At 68.7% G+C, this 13,626-nt stretch carries 18 protein-coding genes and 2 pseudogenes; 6 read left to right on the top strand and 14 right to left on the bottom strand.

The annotated features are described in order from the left end of the window. From NBZ85_RS17560 to NBZ85_RS32725, 4 genes and pseudogenes are all read right to left on the bottom strand, one after another. Positions 1 to 527, bottom strand: a 527-nt coding sequence (locus NBZ85_RS17560; RefSeq protein ID WP_261562246.1) for a nuclear transport factor 2 family protein, incomplete at its 3' end; no start/stop codon positions are given. Between the two features lie 73 nt (positions 528 to 600). Next, a pseudogene (locus NBZ85_RS17555) lies at positions 601 to 897 on the bottom strand (ABC transporter ATP-binding protein); the annotation flags it as partial. A gap of 176 nt (positions 898 to 1,073) precedes the next feature. Then, positions 1,074 to 1,229: an SDR family oxidoreductase gene (locus NBZ85_RS17550; protein WP_261557789.1), complete on the bottom strand. Its 156-nt coding sequence runs from the start codon at positions 1,227 to 1,229 to the stop codon at positions 1,074 to 1,076. Continuing rightward, the gene (locus NBZ85_RS32725; RefSeq protein WP_308205012.1) at positions 1,229 to 2,317 is read right to left on the bottom strand and encodes an aldehyde dehydrogenase family protein; all 1,089 of its coding nucleotides are present in this window, start codon (positions 2,315 to 2,317) and stop codon (positions 1,229 to 1,231) included. Before NBZ85_RS32725 ends, NBZ85_RS17550 begins: the two co-directional genes overlap by 1 nt. A gap of 197 nt (positions 2,318 to 2,514) precedes the next feature. Here NBZ85_RS32725 and NBZ85_RS17535 point away from each other — a divergent pair, with 197 nt between their 5' ends. Continuing rightward, positions 2,515 to 3,741: a cation:dicarboxylate symporter family transporter gene (locus tag NBZ85_RS17535; protein WP_261557792.1), complete on the top strand. Its 1,227-nt coding sequence runs from the start codon at positions 2,515 to 2,517 to the stop codon at positions 3,739 to 3,741. Here NBZ85_RS17535 and NBZ85_RS17530 read toward each other — a convergent pair. Together NBZ85_RS17530 and NBZ85_RS17525 are read right to left on the bottom strand one after the other, a co-directional pair. After that, positions 3,731 to 4,213, bottom strand: a complete 483-nt coding sequence (locus tag NBZ85_RS17530; protein WP_261557787.1) for an SAM-dependent methyltransferase — start codon at positions 4,211 to 4,213, stop codon at positions 3,731 to 3,733. The genes NBZ85_RS17535 and NBZ85_RS17530 overlap by 11 nt on opposite strands. 419 nt (positions 4,214 to 4,632) lie before the next feature. Next, entirely contained in the window at positions 4,633 to 5,061 is a 429-nt protein-coding gene (locus NBZ85_RS17525) for a VOC family protein (protein ID WP_261557784.1), read from the bottom strand. Between the two features lie 416 nt (positions 5,062 to 5,477). On the opposite strand from NBZ85_RS17525, the gene NBZ85_RS17520 reads away from it, so the two are divergent. Continuing rightward, complete coding sequence (locus NBZ85_RS17520) at positions 5,478 to 5,603, top strand: hypothetical protein (protein ID WP_261557783.1); 126 nt, start codon at positions 5,478 to 5,480, stop codon at positions 5,601 to 5,603. 10 nt (positions 5,604 to 5,613) lie between these two features. On the opposite strand, the gene NBZ85_RS17515 is transcribed toward NBZ85_RS17520, so the two are convergent. Then, positions 5,614 to 5,739, bottom strand: coding sequence for a hypothetical protein (locus NBZ85_RS17515; protein ID WP_261557781.1), 126 nt, complete (start codon positions 5,737 to 5,739; stop codon positions 5,614 to 5,616). Between the two features lie 190 nt (positions 5,740 to 5,929). Then, positions 5,930 to 6,637 carry an SDR family oxidoreductase gene (locus NBZ85_RS17510; protein WP_261557779.1) on the bottom strand — a complete coding sequence of 236 codons (708 nt, stop codon included), beginning with the start codon at positions 6,635 to 6,637 and terminating at the stop codon, positions 5,930 to 5,932. Between the two features lie 62 nt (positions 6,638 to 6,699). On the opposite strand from NBZ85_RS17510, the gene NBZ85_RS17505 reads away from it, so the two are divergent. Continuing rightward, positions 6,700 to 7,086 (top strand): MerR family transcriptional regulator, encoded by a 387-nt coding sequence (locus tag NBZ85_RS17505; protein ID WP_261557777.1) that lies wholly within the window; start codon positions 6,700 to 6,702, stop codon positions 7,084 to 7,086. A 230-nt stretch (positions 7,087 to 7,316) separates the two neighbouring features. Here NBZ85_RS17505 and NBZ85_RS33810 read toward each other — a convergent pair whose 3' ends face one another. The 3 genes and pseudogenes from NBZ85_RS33810 to NBZ85_RS17490 all read right to left on the bottom strand — a co-directional run bounded on the left by NBZ85_RS33810 (position 7,317) and on the right by NBZ85_RS17490 (position 8,575). Beyond that, positions 7,317 to 7,568 (bottom strand): transposase, encoded by a 252-nt coding sequence (locus NBZ85_RS33810; protein ID WP_372517753.1) that lies wholly within the window; start codon positions 7,566 to 7,568, stop codon positions 7,317 to 7,319. A 350-nt stretch (positions 7,569 to 7,918) separates the two neighbouring features. Further along, a pseudogene (locus tag NBZ85_RS17495) lies at positions 7,919 to 8,316 on the bottom strand (SAM-dependent methyltransferase); the annotation flags it as partial. Positions 8,317 to 8,353: 37 nt separating this feature from the next. Next, positions 8,354 to 8,575, bottom strand: a complete 222-nt coding sequence (locus NBZ85_RS17490) for a hypothetical protein (protein WP_261557775.1) — start codon at positions 8,573 to 8,575, stop codon at positions 8,354 to 8,356. A gap of 362 nt (positions 8,576 to 8,937) precedes the next feature. Between NBZ85_RS17490 and NBZ85_RS17485 the strand changes: the two genes are divergently transcribed. The 3 genes from NBZ85_RS17485 to NBZ85_RS17475 all read left to right on the top strand — a co-directional run bounded on the left by NBZ85_RS17485 (position 8,938) and on the right by NBZ85_RS17475 (position 10,402). Further along, positions 8,938 to 9,198 carry a hypothetical protein gene (locus NBZ85_RS17485; protein WP_261557774.1) on the top strand — a complete coding sequence of 87 codons (261 nt, stop codon included), beginning with the start codon at positions 8,938 to 8,940 and terminating at the stop codon, positions 9,196 to 9,198. Between the two features lie 142 nt (positions 9,199 to 9,340). Then, the gene (locus tag NBZ85_RS17480) at positions 9,341 to 9,469 is read left to right on the top strand and encodes a hypothetical protein (protein ID WP_261557772.1); all 129 of its coding nucleotides are present in this window, start codon (positions 9,341 to 9,343) and stop codon (positions 9,467 to 9,469) included. 216 nt (positions 9,470 to 9,685) lie between these two features. Further along, on the top strand, positions 9,686 to 10,402 hold the full coding sequence (locus NBZ85_RS17475; protein WP_261557770.1) for an NUDIX hydrolase: 717 nt from the start codon (positions 9,686 to 9,688) through the stop codon (positions 10,400 to 10,402). Positions 10,403 to 10,418: 16 nt separating this feature from the next. Here the strand turns inward: NBZ85_RS17475 and NBZ85_RS17470 are convergent, their stop codons facing one another. From NBZ85_RS17470 to efeO, 3 genes are all read right to left on the bottom strand, one after another. Further along, positions 10,419 to 10,898, bottom strand: a complete 480-nt coding sequence (locus NBZ85_RS17470) for an HIT family protein (protein WP_261557769.1) — start codon at positions 10,896 to 10,898, stop codon at positions 10,419 to 10,421. A 30-nt stretch (positions 10,899 to 10,928) separates the two neighbouring features. Continuing rightward, positions 10,929 to 12,185: an iron uptake transporter deferrochelatase/peroxidase subunit gene (efeB, locus tag NBZ85_RS17465; RefSeq protein ID WP_261557768.1), complete on the bottom strand. Its 1,257-nt coding sequence runs from the start codon at positions 12,183 to 12,185 to the stop codon at positions 10,929 to 10,931. Positions 12,186 to 12,353: 168 nt separating this feature from the next. Continuing rightward, positions 12,354 to 13,472 (bottom strand): iron uptake system protein EfeO, encoded by a 1,119-nt coding sequence (gene efeO, locus NBZ85_RS17460; protein WP_261557765.1) that lies wholly within the window; start codon positions 13,470 to 13,472, stop codon positions 12,354 to 12,356. Positions 13,473 to 13,626: the final 154 nt, after the last annotated feature.

Here is a 13,626-nt window from a genome sequence, read left to right as displayed (position 1 = left end):
GAACCGGCGGCGACCAGCCCGGCCACAGCGGTGACGCGCCGGCGGGCGATGAGCCAGCGGCCGTCGTGGTGGCGGTAGGCGTCCTCGACCAGGCCGATGGTGGTCCAGTCGGCGGGGCGCAGGTCGCCGCGGTAGGCGTGGGCGGTGTACCAGTGCCAGCCGGTGGTGTAGGCCGACAGGTGGGGCTGGCCGGTGTCGTCCCAGTCGACGACGGCGAGTCCGGGTACGTGCGCAACCATCTGGGAGGCGGGCGCGACCCGGGTGAGCATGTGCCGGGTGAACTCGTCGTGGCCGCGTAGCCGGAGCGACGCGGGGATGTGGACGTCGAGGTCGGCGTCGGGGGTGAGGCATTCGGCGGCGATGCGCTCGTACCGGCGGGTGTCGACGAGCCGGAAGAAGCGGGCGAAGGTGCGCTGGATGTCCCGTTCGGCTTCCAGCCGGGCGAGGCGGGCGGCCGTCTCGTCGGCTGTCGCCGCGCTGGCGTCGGATGTGGCGGCGTCGGATGTGGCGGCGTCATGGCTTGTCACGAGTGTGCGGTCCGCTGCTTCCTCATCGGGGATCGTGCGGGGTAGCCGGGGCGCTGTCGACGAGACGCCGGCGTCACGGATCGATGCTCGCGCCAGGAACGGCGGCAAGCAGTTCGCGGGTGTGGTCGTGGCGGGGGTGGGTGAACACCTCGCCGGTGGGGCCGGTTTCGACGATGCGTCCGGCCTGCATGACGGCGACGCGGTGGGCGACCTGGCTGACGACGGCGAGGTCGTGGGAGATGAACAGGTACGCCACACCGGTCTCGTCCTGGACGTGGGCGAGCAGGTCCAGGATCTGAGCCTGGATGGAGACGTCGAGAGCCGAAACCGGTTCGTCGCAGACGATCAGTTCCGGCTCGAGGGCGAGGGCAACGTGCCGCCGGCACCCAGACACCCAGACCATCTAGCTCCCCTCAAGGGTGCACTTGAATGCATCATGAGTGCAAAATATTGGGCTGATGGTAGGGAGGGGGGAGAGGGCTGTCAATCGGGCGCCTGTCAGGGACGAAGGCGCCCGTGCACCAGGGCTTGGAGCTGTGACCCCGGTCAGGGGCGGGCCATCGAGCCGGCGTCGACGGCGATGGTCGAGCCGGTGATCATGCGGGCTTCGTCGGAGACGAGGAAGGCGCTGACGTCGCGAGGTTCGATCAGCTCGATGGGATCGGTGAGATCCTCCTCCGTCGACCGACGCGCGGCGCGCATCAGGCCGGCGGGTACCCGATCGTCTTGATCTCCAGGAAGGACTCGAAGCCGGGGATGCCGTTCTCCCGGCCGAGGCCACTCTGCTTGTAGCCGCCGAACGGCGAGTCCGCCGCGACCGCCGCGTCGAGGTCGACCGGTCCCGCGTCGGCGGCGACTCCGAGGACCTTCTCCGTGGCGGGGTTGATGTTCTCGAACGTCCGCCCGGAGCCCGCGGCGACGAGCTCACCATTGATGATCAGTTGCGATTGGTCGATCATCGACTCTCCTGTCGCCGGGAGCGGCAACGATCCTGCATCTCCGTGACATTGGTAACAATCTTGCCAATTATTGTCAACCCAAGGGTCGGTAAAAATTGGAGCCGAGGGGAGTCCTATGCTCCGCTGCCAGCGGTACGGGTTCCCGGGACGGCCGGACCGCCCGTAGCGATGGGTACGGGTCGCCAGCCGGTGGACGGCCAGGTGTTCCAGGTAGCGGCGGGCCGTGGCGCGGGACACTCCGATAGCGGCGGCGATGTCCTCGGCGGAGGCCGGCACCGTCTCGGCCCGTAACTGGGCCACGACGGAGTCGAGGGTCGTGGCGGACACGCCCTTGGGCTGGTCCGCGACCGGGGCGACCGCCGGCCGGAGCGCGGCCAGAGCGCGATCGACCTCTCCCTGGCTGAGATGGTGCGGGGGAGCGGTCGCCAGCTGGCGGTGCGCCGTCGCGAACCGGTGGAGACGGTCACGCAGGGTCGCGGCGCCGAGCGGTTTCACCAGGTACTGGACGACCCCGTACGACAGCGTGGCCTTGACCGTCGCAAGGTCACTGGCCGAGGTGACGGCGATGATGTCGAGCACGGCGCCCCGGGAGCGCAGCGTGCGGCACACCTCCACGCCCGTCGTGTCGGGCAGGAGGAAATCGAGCAGTACGAGATGCGGATGACCGCGGGAGACGAACTCCAGAGCCTCGGCGCCGCTGTGGACGATGCCGATGACGGAGAATCCGGCAATCTGGTCGACCAGATGTCGGAAAAATACGTCGACCCGACCGACGACTGTACAGAACCCGCGGTCACGTCGCGGTATTGCGGTCGTGTCAGCATCCGCCATCCACGGCTCATTGGCACGATGGGGCCGAGACTGGAGAATATGAGCAGAACCGTGACACGGGGTCCGGTGCTGAGTAGTGTGGTTGCGAACATCTACGCCATCGGGAAAAAGTCTTCCCGCTCGGCAAGGAAGCATATGTGGCCGTGCACGCTCCACCGCCCCCGCGAGTCCACCGTCCGTGGTATCGCCAGTTGTACGTGTGGGTCCTCGCCGGTATCGCCGCGGGCATTGTCACAGGCCAGCTCGCCCCGGATTTCGCGGTTCGCCTCCAGCCGCTGGGCACGACCTTCGTCGACGCCATCAAGATGGTCGTCGCGCCCATCGTGTTCCGCACCGTCGTCGGTGGTATCGCGCAGGTCGACAACCTGCGCAAGGTCGGCCGCGTCGGCCTGAAGTCCATCGTCTACTTCGAGGCCGTCACCAGCGTCGCGCTCCTGCTCGGCCTGGTTGTGATGAACGTGTTCCGACCCGGGGACGGGGTGCACGCGGACCCCGCCGGCCTCGCCGTCAACGACACCGTGGGCGGCTACATCAAGCAGGGCAGGAGCGAGGGCTGGGGCCATTACCTGTCCGACATCGTGCCGGGCAGCGTGGTCGGCGCCTTCGCCGACGGCGACATCCTGCAGGTGCTTTTCTTCGCGGTGCTGTTCGGGGCCATGGCCTTCACCATCGGCAAGTACGGCGTCGACACGCTGACCAGCCTCGGCAAGCTCATCGGCGTCTTCTATGGCATCTCGGTGTTCTTCTTCCTCGCCATTCTGGGTTCGATCGCCGCCGCCCTCGGCATCAACATCTTTCGGCTGTTGCGCTACATTCGGGAGGAGCTGCTCATCGTCCTGGGCATCTCCTCCTCGGAACCGGTGCTACCCCAGCTCATGCGCAAGCTTGAAGCTCTCGGCGCCCCCCGTCAGGTCGTCGGGCTCACCGTCCCGACCGGATACTCGTTCAACCTCGACGGCGCCTGCATCTACCTGACCCTCTCCGCCCTCTACCTCGCCCAGGCCGTCGACGTCGACCTGTCGATCGGCCAACAGCTCGCCATCGTCGGGGTTCTGCTGCTGACCTCGAAGGGCGCCGCGGGCGTCACCGGCTCCGAATTCATCGTCCTCGCCGCCACGCTTTCCACGGTCGACACGATCCCGGTGGCCGCCATCATGCTCATCTTCGGCATCGACAAGTTCATGTCCGAATGCCGGGCGCTGACGAACGTCTGCGGGAACACCCTCGCCACCCTCGTCGTCGCCCGCTGGGAAGGCGTCCTCGACACCGAACGCCTGCAGCAGGTTCTCGCCCACGGCCCCACCGAACCGCCCACCCTCGTCGAGAGACCCCGAGCCGTTGCCGGCAGCCAGGAGGCCGGCCGCCCCTCCGGCGACCCGGATGGCGCGGAACTGACTGATGCGGTGGAGCCCGCTAGCGCTTGACGGCGACGCCGCCGTAACCGGCGACCTGGAGGTCGGTCAGGTCCGCCGCGGTGCCGTCGGGACGCCAGCGGTGCACGATCTGCACGCCGGGGTCGATCAGGTCCAGGCCGGCGAACAGCCCTTCGACCTCCGCGCGGCTTCGTAGCTGCAGCGGGATGCCCTGCTGGTGGTAGGTGTCCATGAGCTGCGCCGCCGCGGGAGGATCGAAGTCGGCGGACAGGTGGGTGAGGACAAGATGGCTGCCGGGCACCAGGGAGTCGAGGAACCGGTGCAGGATGCCGTGCGGATCGTCGGCGTCCGGGATGAACGGGAAGATCGAGATCAGGGACAGGGAGACCGGGCGGGACAGGTCGAGCGTCTCGCGCAGCTCCGGGGCGTCGAGAATGTGCTCGGTGTCGTGCAGGTCGGCGTCGATGTAGGCGGTTCGCCCCGACTCGGTGCCGGTGAGCAGGGCCCGGGCGTGAGTCAGCACGATCGGTACCACCCCTTGGTTGCACATGGAAGGCTGTGATCATCGTCCGCCTCGGTCTGCCGGCTGAGCGCCTCCGTTGGCAAGCCGACCCGTACCGCAGGCGCGCCAGCGCCGAGGAACGGGAGCGGCGCGGCAGCACTTCACGCGCTACCACCCGACTGCAAGATCGGCCCGGCGCGTCCGGACGCCCATGATCGTCCTTCGTTCGCGGTCACAGCCCTGACTGCGTCCACTGGAGTTCGCTCTGGTCGGCTGGCGTCCCGGGCTTAGCTGTACGGATGGCTGTACCGCACCGCGATGCTCGGCACCGCACGACCGCACGACCTTGCCCTCACGGGATAACTCCCGCCCCACACGGGACTGGCTTTGAGAGAGGCTCAAGGAAGACGGCTCACCACCTCGCTGGTCCCAGAGGATGCTCAGTCAAGACAAAACTCGTTTCCCTCGATGTCCTGCATCACGATGCAGGAGTCGTGGCCGTCATACAGCAGTCGCACGCGCACCGCGCCGAGCACGGACAGTCGTGCGCATTCAGCTTCGAGCGTGGCGAGGCGCTCTTCACCCACGAGCCCGGAGCCGACCCTCACGTCAAGATGCAGCCGATTCTTGACGACCTTTCCTTCGGGAACGCACTGAAAGAACAGTCGCGGGCCCACGCCCGAGGGATCAATGCAGGCGAACCATGAACCCTGATCCTCGGGAAACCGGGAGCGGTTGAAATCCTCCCAGGTGGCGAACCCCTTCGGGGGCGGCGACACAACGTACCCCAACACCTCGCACCAAAAGCGAGCGACGCGCTCAGGTTCTGCGCAGTCAAAGGTGACTTGAAATTGCTTGATCGATGACATAGGCGCACCGTAGCACGGAAGACGTTTGCTCATCTCCCGCATTTTGACGGGAGGATGGTCCCCGGGAGTCGCTGCTGCGTCGTGCGGTCGCACGGGCCGAGCCATGCGTGTGCAACGCGGGTACGGACCCGTTGTTCGCCCGATTGCCAAAGTATGCTGGCGAGAAGCCAGAACCTACGCCAACACGATTGGTACCACCCCTGGGTTGCACACGGCAAGTCGGGAGCCTCGCGAGGTTCGCGGGTGGAACGCCGACCAAAATTTGATCAATCATTGCGCGCTCGTACTCGACACGTTTCCGGCCCAGCTCGACCCCGGTGTGCCGGCCCTGGAACGGATCATGACACCAACACCAGCGGGGCCTTCGCCGAGGTCAGTCTCGAGACGCGCCGTCCCGACCACGGCCGGTACCGCCGATGGCCGGTACCGCCGCAGTCGGGACGGTTTTGCGTCTGTCGGCCACCGCCATCGAGGAGGGCTGGGACCTGTCCTCGATGAGCGGCGTCCTGGCCGACGGCTCCTATCGTCTGCTGCCGGCCTGACGGCCCGGTCTCACTTCAGGTGCCGGGCGAAGAACCGGTTCCCATCGTCGCCCTCGAACTGCGGGACGCCGGTGTGCCCGCCCAGATTGGCGTGCAGCGTCTTCTCCTTGGAGCCGAAGGCGTCGAACAGGTCCAAGGCCAGCCGCCGGTCGTTTCCTTCGTCGTCCCACTGCAGCAGGACCTGCAGGTCGGCAAAGACCAGGGCAAGCCGGTGAGCATGACCCGACGGGTACGTCGGCTCCTACGCTCGTACCACCGCATCAGCTGTGACCAACTGGCCAAGGCCGGAACCGACGCCGCCTCCCGATCAGGGCCCCTGGCTGTGGTCAGGAGTTCAGGAATTGCTGGAACTGCTTGTCGAAGTCGCGCGGGTCCTTGCTCAGCGACGCCTTGACCATCGAGGTGAACTCGTCGACGACAACCTCGAACGCGTCGGTCTCGACACCGTCGAGGGTGATACGGGCGACATCGACCGGGTCCATCTTGGGTACGTCGTAGCCCTTCATCATGTCGGTGTCCGCCGCTCCGAGGTGCACCGAGGTGACGCTCGTGCCCTGCCCGGCCAGTTCCTGGCGCAAGGCGTTGCTCATGCTCCAGACGGCGGCCTTTGAGACCGCGTAGGCGCTGCTGCCGGGGAAGACGAACCAGGACGCCGACGAGGCGATGTTCACCATGGCGCCCCCGCCGTTCGCCGCGAGGACCGGCGCGAAGGCGCGGGCCATGGACAGCGTGCCCCAGAAGTTCACGTCCAGTGCGGCACGGACAGCGTCCAGGTCACCGAGCAGGGTGCCTCCGCCGATTCCGGCGTTGTTGACGAGCAGGTTGACGTCGCCCGCTGCGCGGGCTGCCGCCGCGACGGCGAGGGGGTCGGAGATATCCAGGGCGAGGACCTCGACACCGTCGAGATCGATCGACTCGGGTCGACGGGCGGTCGCGTAGACTTTCGCGCCCCGCTCGACGAGCTGGGCAGCGAGATGACGGCCGATGCCGCGGTTGGCTCCGGTGACGAGCGCAGTGGCTCCGTGGATGTTCATAGGACGTACGCTAAAACCTCACGTCAACGTGAGGATCAAGTCCGTTCCGCCCGGGAGGTGCCATGCGTATCGGAAAGGTGGCCGAAGGGGCTGGGGTCAGCGTCCGTGCGCTGCGGTACTACGAAGAGCAGGGGCTCGTCATCGCCGACCGCAGCCCCAGCGGCCACCGGCAGTATCCCGAGTCCGCCGTTGAGCGGGTGAAGTTCATCCAGCTTCTCTACTCGGCCGGGCTGAGCAGCAAAGCGATCTTGCAGGTCCTGCCCTTCCTGGACACCCTCGTCGCGACCCCACGGATGACACAGCGACTCAAGGACGAACGCGACCGCATCCGGACCCAGATCGACGACCTGACCAGGGCGCGCGACCGACTCGATGAGCTGATCGGCCTCGCCACCGAGTCTGCGATCTCTCCAGCTACATGCTCGGCGAGCGTGGATGCCGCCACATGATCGACCGGACCTCCTGGAAGGTCACTGAAAATCTTGTGTTGGGGCTGGTTGGGGCGGGTGGCTGTGGATTGTCAGGTGGGTGCCGCAGTCAGGGTCCAGCTGGTGCTGGTGCGGGTGAGTCCGAGGTCGATCAGCCGGCGGAGGTTGAGGGCGGCTGCCCGGTGGTGGAGCCAGGTGTCGTTGCGAGCCACGCCACGGTAGGGGACCAGACGGTTGCTGTGGGTTACCAGTCAGGCGATGCTGCGTTCTACCGGGGGGCGCCATCGGCGGTACTCGTCCTGCCATGCCGGGTGGGTGGCGTTGTGGCGGGCGGCGGCCAGCAGGGCGTGCTGGGGGTGGATGGTGAGGGTGCGTCCGGTTGTGGAGGTGGTGCAACGCCCGCGTAGCGGGCAGGTGCGGCAGCGGGTCTTGAACTGGGCCTGGCGGTGACCGTGTGTCAGGGGATGGCCCAGTGCGGCGGTGTCCGGCCGGGCAGGTGACACTGATCTAGGGACGACGCGACTGGAAGACGCCCGGCGGCCAGCGACACTACCCCGATCATCACAGAACCCAGCGGGCGCCTACGAGTCGGCGGGGCGGGTGGCGCAGGCGATCGCGCCGTGCGAGGCGACCTTGGCCGACGCGGAGCGGGTCCCTGGGACATCCAGTGCTGGCAACGTTCCACGCGAACCTCACCGCAGCCCGCCGAACGATCTAACGGCGTGACGAGAGTCCGGCAGGCCGCCAGCACGGTGTACAGCGTCCGGGCCGTGCGGCGTGTGCAACGCGGGTGCGGACCCAGGGGTCGGCCCGACTACCTGAAGATGCTGGTGAGACGCCCGATCTACGCAGGCATGATCGGGTCGTTGTCGGCGTAGACGACCCGGGCGTCGGGGACGATGCTCTGGGCGACCTCGTGCAGGTTCGGGCTGGTGGGGATGCCCGTGCCGATGCCGAGAAACTGGCGGATCCCGACCTCGCCGGCCAGGTACCGCGTCGCCCGGATCATGAACTCCCGGTTCTGCCGGGCGGCGACGCGAGCGTTCGGGAATACCGACAGGGCCCGCTCGGCGGCCTCCCGATCGGCGGGAAAGTTGTCCTTACCGCCCAGGTAGTAGTCGTACATCCGGGCCGAGTGCGGCTGGTCGTCTTGAGCTCCACCGGGGTGCGCTCGTCCGCGAGCGATTTCCACCACTGCCCGTCATCCAGCCGCTCGCCAGCCAGGTCGGGTGGATCCGCGCTCGACGCCACGACCAGCCCCCTCACCTTTGGGACGATCCCTCGCGAATCACCCTAATGTGCGGTCGTGCTCTGCGTGCCGGTCTGGTACGAGAAGAGCGACCGCTTCTGCCGATCCGACCGCCGTCGCCATCGCCGTCGCGCCAGTGGCGCCGAGCACGACGAGGACGCCGAGAAAGCTGATCAGCAGGCCGGCGAGCTGATGCCGGGCGGACCGCTCGCCCGGGAGGGCGACGAGCGAGGCGAGCGTCGTGAACAACGGCCGGGCCACGACTCCCGGCGGCGCCGGAAGGTGAATGGCTGCGCCCGCGCGGCAACGGCTCTTCCCGGACGGCCATACCGACGGGGCAATACGGGCATAATGGGTCCTGGTAATCGAGTGCGGTATTTTGCCGCACCTGGGTGTTGTCACCAGGTTCCGGGATCGTTACGCTTCCTCTGCGCCGGTTCGAGATGCGCCTTTTCGGGCAGCCGGCTGAATCACGGGGGTTCACTTTCCGCGTCGGTGCGATGGGTCGCCGACCGTTGTGGGCTGTCTCGCGGGACGGGCCCGGCTGGTTGTTCTGTTCTCTTTCACCGGCCGGATTCTTGCATGGGCCGAGATGCGGCCGTGCGGACAGGAAAGGTGGAAATATGTCCCTTTACCACACCGAAATCCAGTGGGGCGGTTCGGGCGCGGACTGGCACAAGGACAGCGACCTGCAGATTGTCATCAATAACCGGAACGGTGTCGTGCCCCAGTCGGGCCGGCCCGCGACCGGAACGCAGGTGTCCTGGTCAGGCCCGCAGGGGAACGGAAGCGTGACCTTCTTCAACGACGGCGCCTCGTTCCAGGGCGCGGCCCAGTTCCCGAACGAGGGCCCGGTGGGCTACCGCGGAACGGCCGCCTCGTAGGCGGCTCCATGGTGTGACAGCCGGTCGCGGTGCGTGTGGCCGCGGCCGGCTGCACGCGTGTCGTTGTGCCGTCGGACCGGCGTCGACGCCAAGACCGCGGCGCAGGCGCATGTCACTGCGGCGCCGACTGAGGTGGCGACTCTTGACCACACCCGCCGGCGTGCACAGCCGCGAACAGACCTCCACGACGCGGGGCCAGCCCGGCTCGTCGAACGGCCAGATCGTGAAGCCGGATGCAGGCGAGCTGCGCGAGATGGCCCATGCCGCGTAGCGAGCCCGTGCCGACCGCACCGGCCCCGCCAGATCGATTCGGCCGCGTCCTTCGCCCGCCCCGACCAGGCCATCGCGATCACCTGTGCCACGGGATGGGAACGCTAGCCGGATCGCCGCGCCGCCGTCGACCGCGCATCACGAAACGCCATGATCACCGTGGCTGTGAACCACGGCCAGCGAGCCGGGACTCAACACGACGGGAGAGGATCACAGCATGACAGCAGACTCCGTGTCCCCACGTGCCGTGCCCGCGGGAGCCGGCTCACCCGACCCCTCCGGCTCACCCGAGCCGTCCTGGGGACAGGTCGGGTCCCGCAATCCCGACTGGCTGCCGTGGGTGCGCGAGCTGCACTCCATCGCCCAGGCTGGGCTGGCCTACTCCCAGGACCCCTACGATCTCGAACGGTTTTCCCAGCTCCGGCGGCTCAGCTACGAGATCGCGGCGCACTGCGCCGTCGTCACCGTCGAGGCGGCGGAGGCCATCTTCGGCGGTGAGGTCGGGTACCAGACGCCGAAGGTCGACGTGCGCGGCGTGCTGTTCGACGGCGACCGGATCCTGCTGGTCCGGGAGAAGGAGGACGGCGGCTGGTCGCTGCCCGGCGGCTGGGCCGACGTGGGCCTCACCCCGGCCGAGGTCGTCGTCAAGGAGATCTTCGAGGAGGCCGGGCTGCGTGCCGAGCCGGAGCGCCTGCTCGCGGTCCTCGACAAGCGCCGCCACGCCCACCCGCCGTACCCGAACGACACGTACAAGATCTTCGTTCGGTGCCGGGTGGTCGGCGGGACTCCCGGAGGTGGTCTGGAGACCTCCGAGGTCGGCTGGTTCCCGCGTGACGCCCTGCCGTCGCTGTCCGAGAAGCGCAACACCACCGGCCAACTCGCCATGATGTTCGGCTACCTGGACGACCCCACCGCCCCGGCCGTCGTCGACTGAGCCGGCCCAGAAAATGTCAGGGTGCGGCGCCGAGCGCTGCGGCGAGCCTGATCGCGAGGTCGTTCATCTCCGCCGGTGGCACCCATTCGGCCTCCGGTCGGCGCAGGAACGTGAAGACGTCCGGGCCCTGGTCCGCCGGGGGCAGATCGGCGGCGCGTGGCACAACGTGGACGTGGAGATGCTCGAACCCGGCGGCCTCCGAGAACGCGGCCACGTAGGTCTTCACGCAGCCGGTCACCTCGACCAGTGCCCGGCTCAGGCGCCAGGTCAGCACCCCGAGCTCGGCGGCCTCGGCCTCGGTGAGCTCCGCCGGGGAGGTGACGTGCCGCCGGCTCACCAGGACCAGCCACCCCGGCAGCGCCGTGCGGATCGCGTGCGCGGCCCGCCAACCGGTCCCGACCAACACCCGCTCCCGCGGCGGCAGCCCGGCCAGCGCCGCGTTACCCGCACACGAGTAGCAGTCCTGCCCCCCGGCCGCCGCACCATCCCAGTCCATTGCGCCTCCAGCCCATCGCAACTCCTGCGGTCAGGTGGTGAACAGGCTGCTGGCCCAGAAGTCCTTGGGGTCGCGGACGCCGGGCGGGACCGCGAACACGGCGCTGCTGGTGTGGGCGATGTACTCGTTGAGCGCGTCCGAGGCGGCGAGTCGGCGCTGGATCGGGATGAAGCCGGTGCGGGGGTCGCGCTGGAAGGCGATGAAGAACAGGCCCGCGTCGAGCTGCCCGGTCTCCTGGTTGACGCCGTCGGTGTAGGAGTAGCCGCGGCGCAGGATCGTCGCGCCGTTGTTGGTCGCCGCGGCGGCGAGCCGGATGTGGGCGTCCGCGGGGATGACCGGCTCGCCGTCGGCGCCCTTGGCGGTCAGCGGGACCGGGTCGAACTCCTCGGCCGCGCCCAGCGGCGCGCCGCTGCCCTTCGTCCGGCCGAAGACGTTCTCCTGGTCCTGAAGGAAGTCGCGGTCCCAGGATTCCAGCAGCATTCGGATACGGCGGGTGACGACGTAGGTGCCACCGCGCATCCACGCCTGGTCGGCGTCGGCACCGACCCAGACGTGACTGTTCAGCGAGGCGGTGTCCTCACGCTTGATGTTGTTCGTGCCGTCCTTGAAGCCCATCAGGTTTCGTGGGGTGTCCTGGCCGTCGCTGGTCGTGCTGGTCCGGCCGAAGCCGAGCTGGAACCAGCGCAGCACGGCGGTGCCCTGGGCGAGGCGGCGCAGGTTGCGCACGGCGTGGAAGGCGACCTGCGGGTCGTCCGCGCAGGCCTGGACGCACAGGTCGCCGCGGCTGCGCAGCGGGTCGAGGTTGTCGCCGGGCAGCGGCGGGATGTCGGCGAGCGCCGCGGGCCTGCGCCCGGCCAGGCCGAAGCGTCCGTCGAACAGGCTCGGCCCGACCCCGAAGGTGATGGTCAGGTTGCCGGCAGTCAGCCCGGTCGCCTCGCCGGTGTCCCGCGGCGGCGAGTGCGGTGCGGCGGCGTCGTCGGCGACGGCCTGTCCGGCGGCCATGCGGGCGGCGGCGGCGGTCCAGCCGACGAGCAGCTCGCGTAGCTGATCCCGGCTCACTCCGGCGGAGACGTCGAAGGCGGCGAACGCCAGCCGGTCCTGGGCGTCGGTGGTGATCCCGGCCTGCTGTGCACCGTGGAACGGCACGGTGCCCCGCGGCGCCGTGGCGGTCGCCGGTGACGAGTCGTCCGAGCAGCCCGCGGCGGTGGCCGCGACCATGCCTGCGCCGGCGAAGCCCGCGGCGCCGAACAGCGCCCGCCGGCGCGACAACGCGACTTGTTCGACCATGACGAATGCCCCTCTCCCGTGGGTCAGGGGGTTCACCCGCGGGCTGGGGGGCGGGCGAACGCCCGACCCCCAGCCCCTCTGACCTGGTTCTTCGCGATGCGCGGCCCACCGCCCACCGCACTGTCGCGTGGCCCGGCTTCCACCGGGGCGGACTAGCGGACTAGCGGACTAGCTGACGACGACGCCTGCGACCTGGGACAGCGGCTCGGCCAGGGCGTCGACCGCCTGGGACAGGCCGCGGCGCTGGTTCTGCGTCACCTTGTCGTAGTTGACGTAGCCGGTGCCCTCCTTGTACGGGTCCAGCGCCTTGTCCAGGGCGGTGAAGCGGGTGCGCACGGTGCTGGCGAGCTTCGGGTCGAGCGACTTCACCGCCGGCTCGAGCAGCGTGAACGCCTTGTCCGCGCCCTCGATGTTGCCCTGCATGTCGAGGAGGTCGAGCTTGCTGTACCGCTCCTCCTCGCCAGTGATCTTCGTCTTGCCGACCTCGTCGAGCAGCTCGGTGGCGCCGTTGGCGATCTGCGCCGGCTGGAAGGTCGCCTTCGCCACGAGCGTGTTGAGCTTGCCGACGTCGGTGTTGAGCTTGTCGGCGATCGGCGCGGTGCCGGCCAGTGAACGGTCGGCGAAGATGGCCTTCTCCAGCCGGTGGAAGCCGGTCCAGCTCGCCGCGTCGGGTGCGTCGTCGATGCGGGCGTCGATCGCGGGGTCGAGGTCGCCGAACGACTCGGCGACCGGCTCGATCCGCTCGTAGTCCAGCCGCGGTGCGCCGTAGAGCTTGGCCGCCTGGTCGAGGTCGCCGGCCTTCACCGCGGTCACGAACGCGCCAGTAGTGGTGACCAGGTCCGCGACCTGCTGGCGGACGTAGGTGGCGTAGCCGGTGGTCGCAGTGCTCAGCGCCGTGGTCACCTCGGCGCTGCGGGTTGCGGCGGCGGTCGCGCCGGCGGCCTGGGTGACGGTGAAGTCGACCTTCTCCGTGTCCGCGCCGGGGCAGTAGAGCTGGTACTTGCCGGCCTTCACATTCAGCGAGAACGTCCCTGACAGGCCGGGGGTGAGATTTTCCTTCTCGCCCAGAATGGTGTCGCCGTCGACCAGCTCGGCCTCGGTGACGTCACCGGCGTCCTTGTTGACCACCTTGAACGTGGTCGGGCCTGACGGGATCGTCGCCACGTCCGGCGAACAGATTTTCGAGGTGATCGTGACGGTGACCGTCTGCTTCTTCCCGGCGGCGCTCGACCCGCCGGAGCCACCCGAGTCACTTCCTCCACAAGCGACGACGCCCGTCGCGATCACAACGGCTATGGCGCTATACGCGACAGGTGCGCGGCGCACGTGTGCCCCCACTCTTGTTTCTCAACTAGCGAAAATGGATACGTACGGTTAGCGGCTCTCGCGGTGGCGGGGGCCAGGCTGGCGGTCCGGGGGGCGCAGTCACGGGGGCGTGGTC

The organism is Frankia tisae, from assembly GCF_025403405.1.
Taxonomy (GTDB): Bacteria; Actinomycetota; Actinomycetes; order Frankiales; family Frankiaceae; genus Frankia; species Frankia tisai.
Note: the sequence above shows the minus strand (reverse complement) of the source record. Positions and strands in the feature narration are given on the sequence as shown.

Bases quoted from the DNA above. Each gene is read 5' to 3' on its own strand.
- NBZ85_RS17550 (WP_261557789.1), bottom strand. From the start codon at position 1,229: ATGCGCGCCGCGCGTCGGTCGACGGAGGAGGATCTCACCGATCCCATC.
- NBZ85_RS32725 (WP_308205012.1), bottom strand. From the start codon at position 2,317: ATGGCGGATGCTGACACGACCGCAATACCGCGACGTGACCGCGGGTTC.
- NBZ85_RS17525 (WP_261557784.1), bottom strand. From the start codon at position 5,061: ATGTCATCGATCAAGCAATTTCAAGTCACCTTTGACTGCGCAGAACCT.
- NBZ85_RS17520 (WP_261557783.1), top strand. From the start codon at position 5,478: ATGGCCGGTACCGCCGCAGTCGGGACGGTTTTGCGTCTGTCGGCCACC.
- NBZ85_RS17510 (WP_261557779.1), bottom strand. From the start codon at position 6,637: ATGAACATCCACGGAGCCACTGCGCTCGTCACCGGAGCCAACCGCGGC.
- NBZ85_RS17505 (WP_261557777.1), top strand. From the start codon at position 6,700: ATGCGTATCGGAAAGGTGGCCGAAGGGGCTGGGGTCAGCGTCCGTGCG.
- NBZ85_RS17485 (WP_261557774.1), top strand. From the start codon at position 8,938: ATGTCCCTTTACCACACCGAAATCCAGTGGGGCGGTTCGGGCGCGGAC.
- NBZ85_RS17475 (WP_261557770.1), top strand. From the start codon at position 9,686: ATGACAGCAGACTCCGTGTCCCCACGTGCCGTGCCCGCGGGAGCCGGC.
- NBZ85_RS17470 (WP_261557769.1), bottom strand. From the start codon at position 10,898: ATGGACTGGGATGGTGCGGCGGCCGGGGGGCAGGACTGCTACTCGTGT.
- efeB (WP_261557768.1), bottom strand. From the start codon at position 12,185: ATGGTCGAACAAGTCGCGTTGTCGCGCCGGCGGGCGCTGTTCGGCGCC.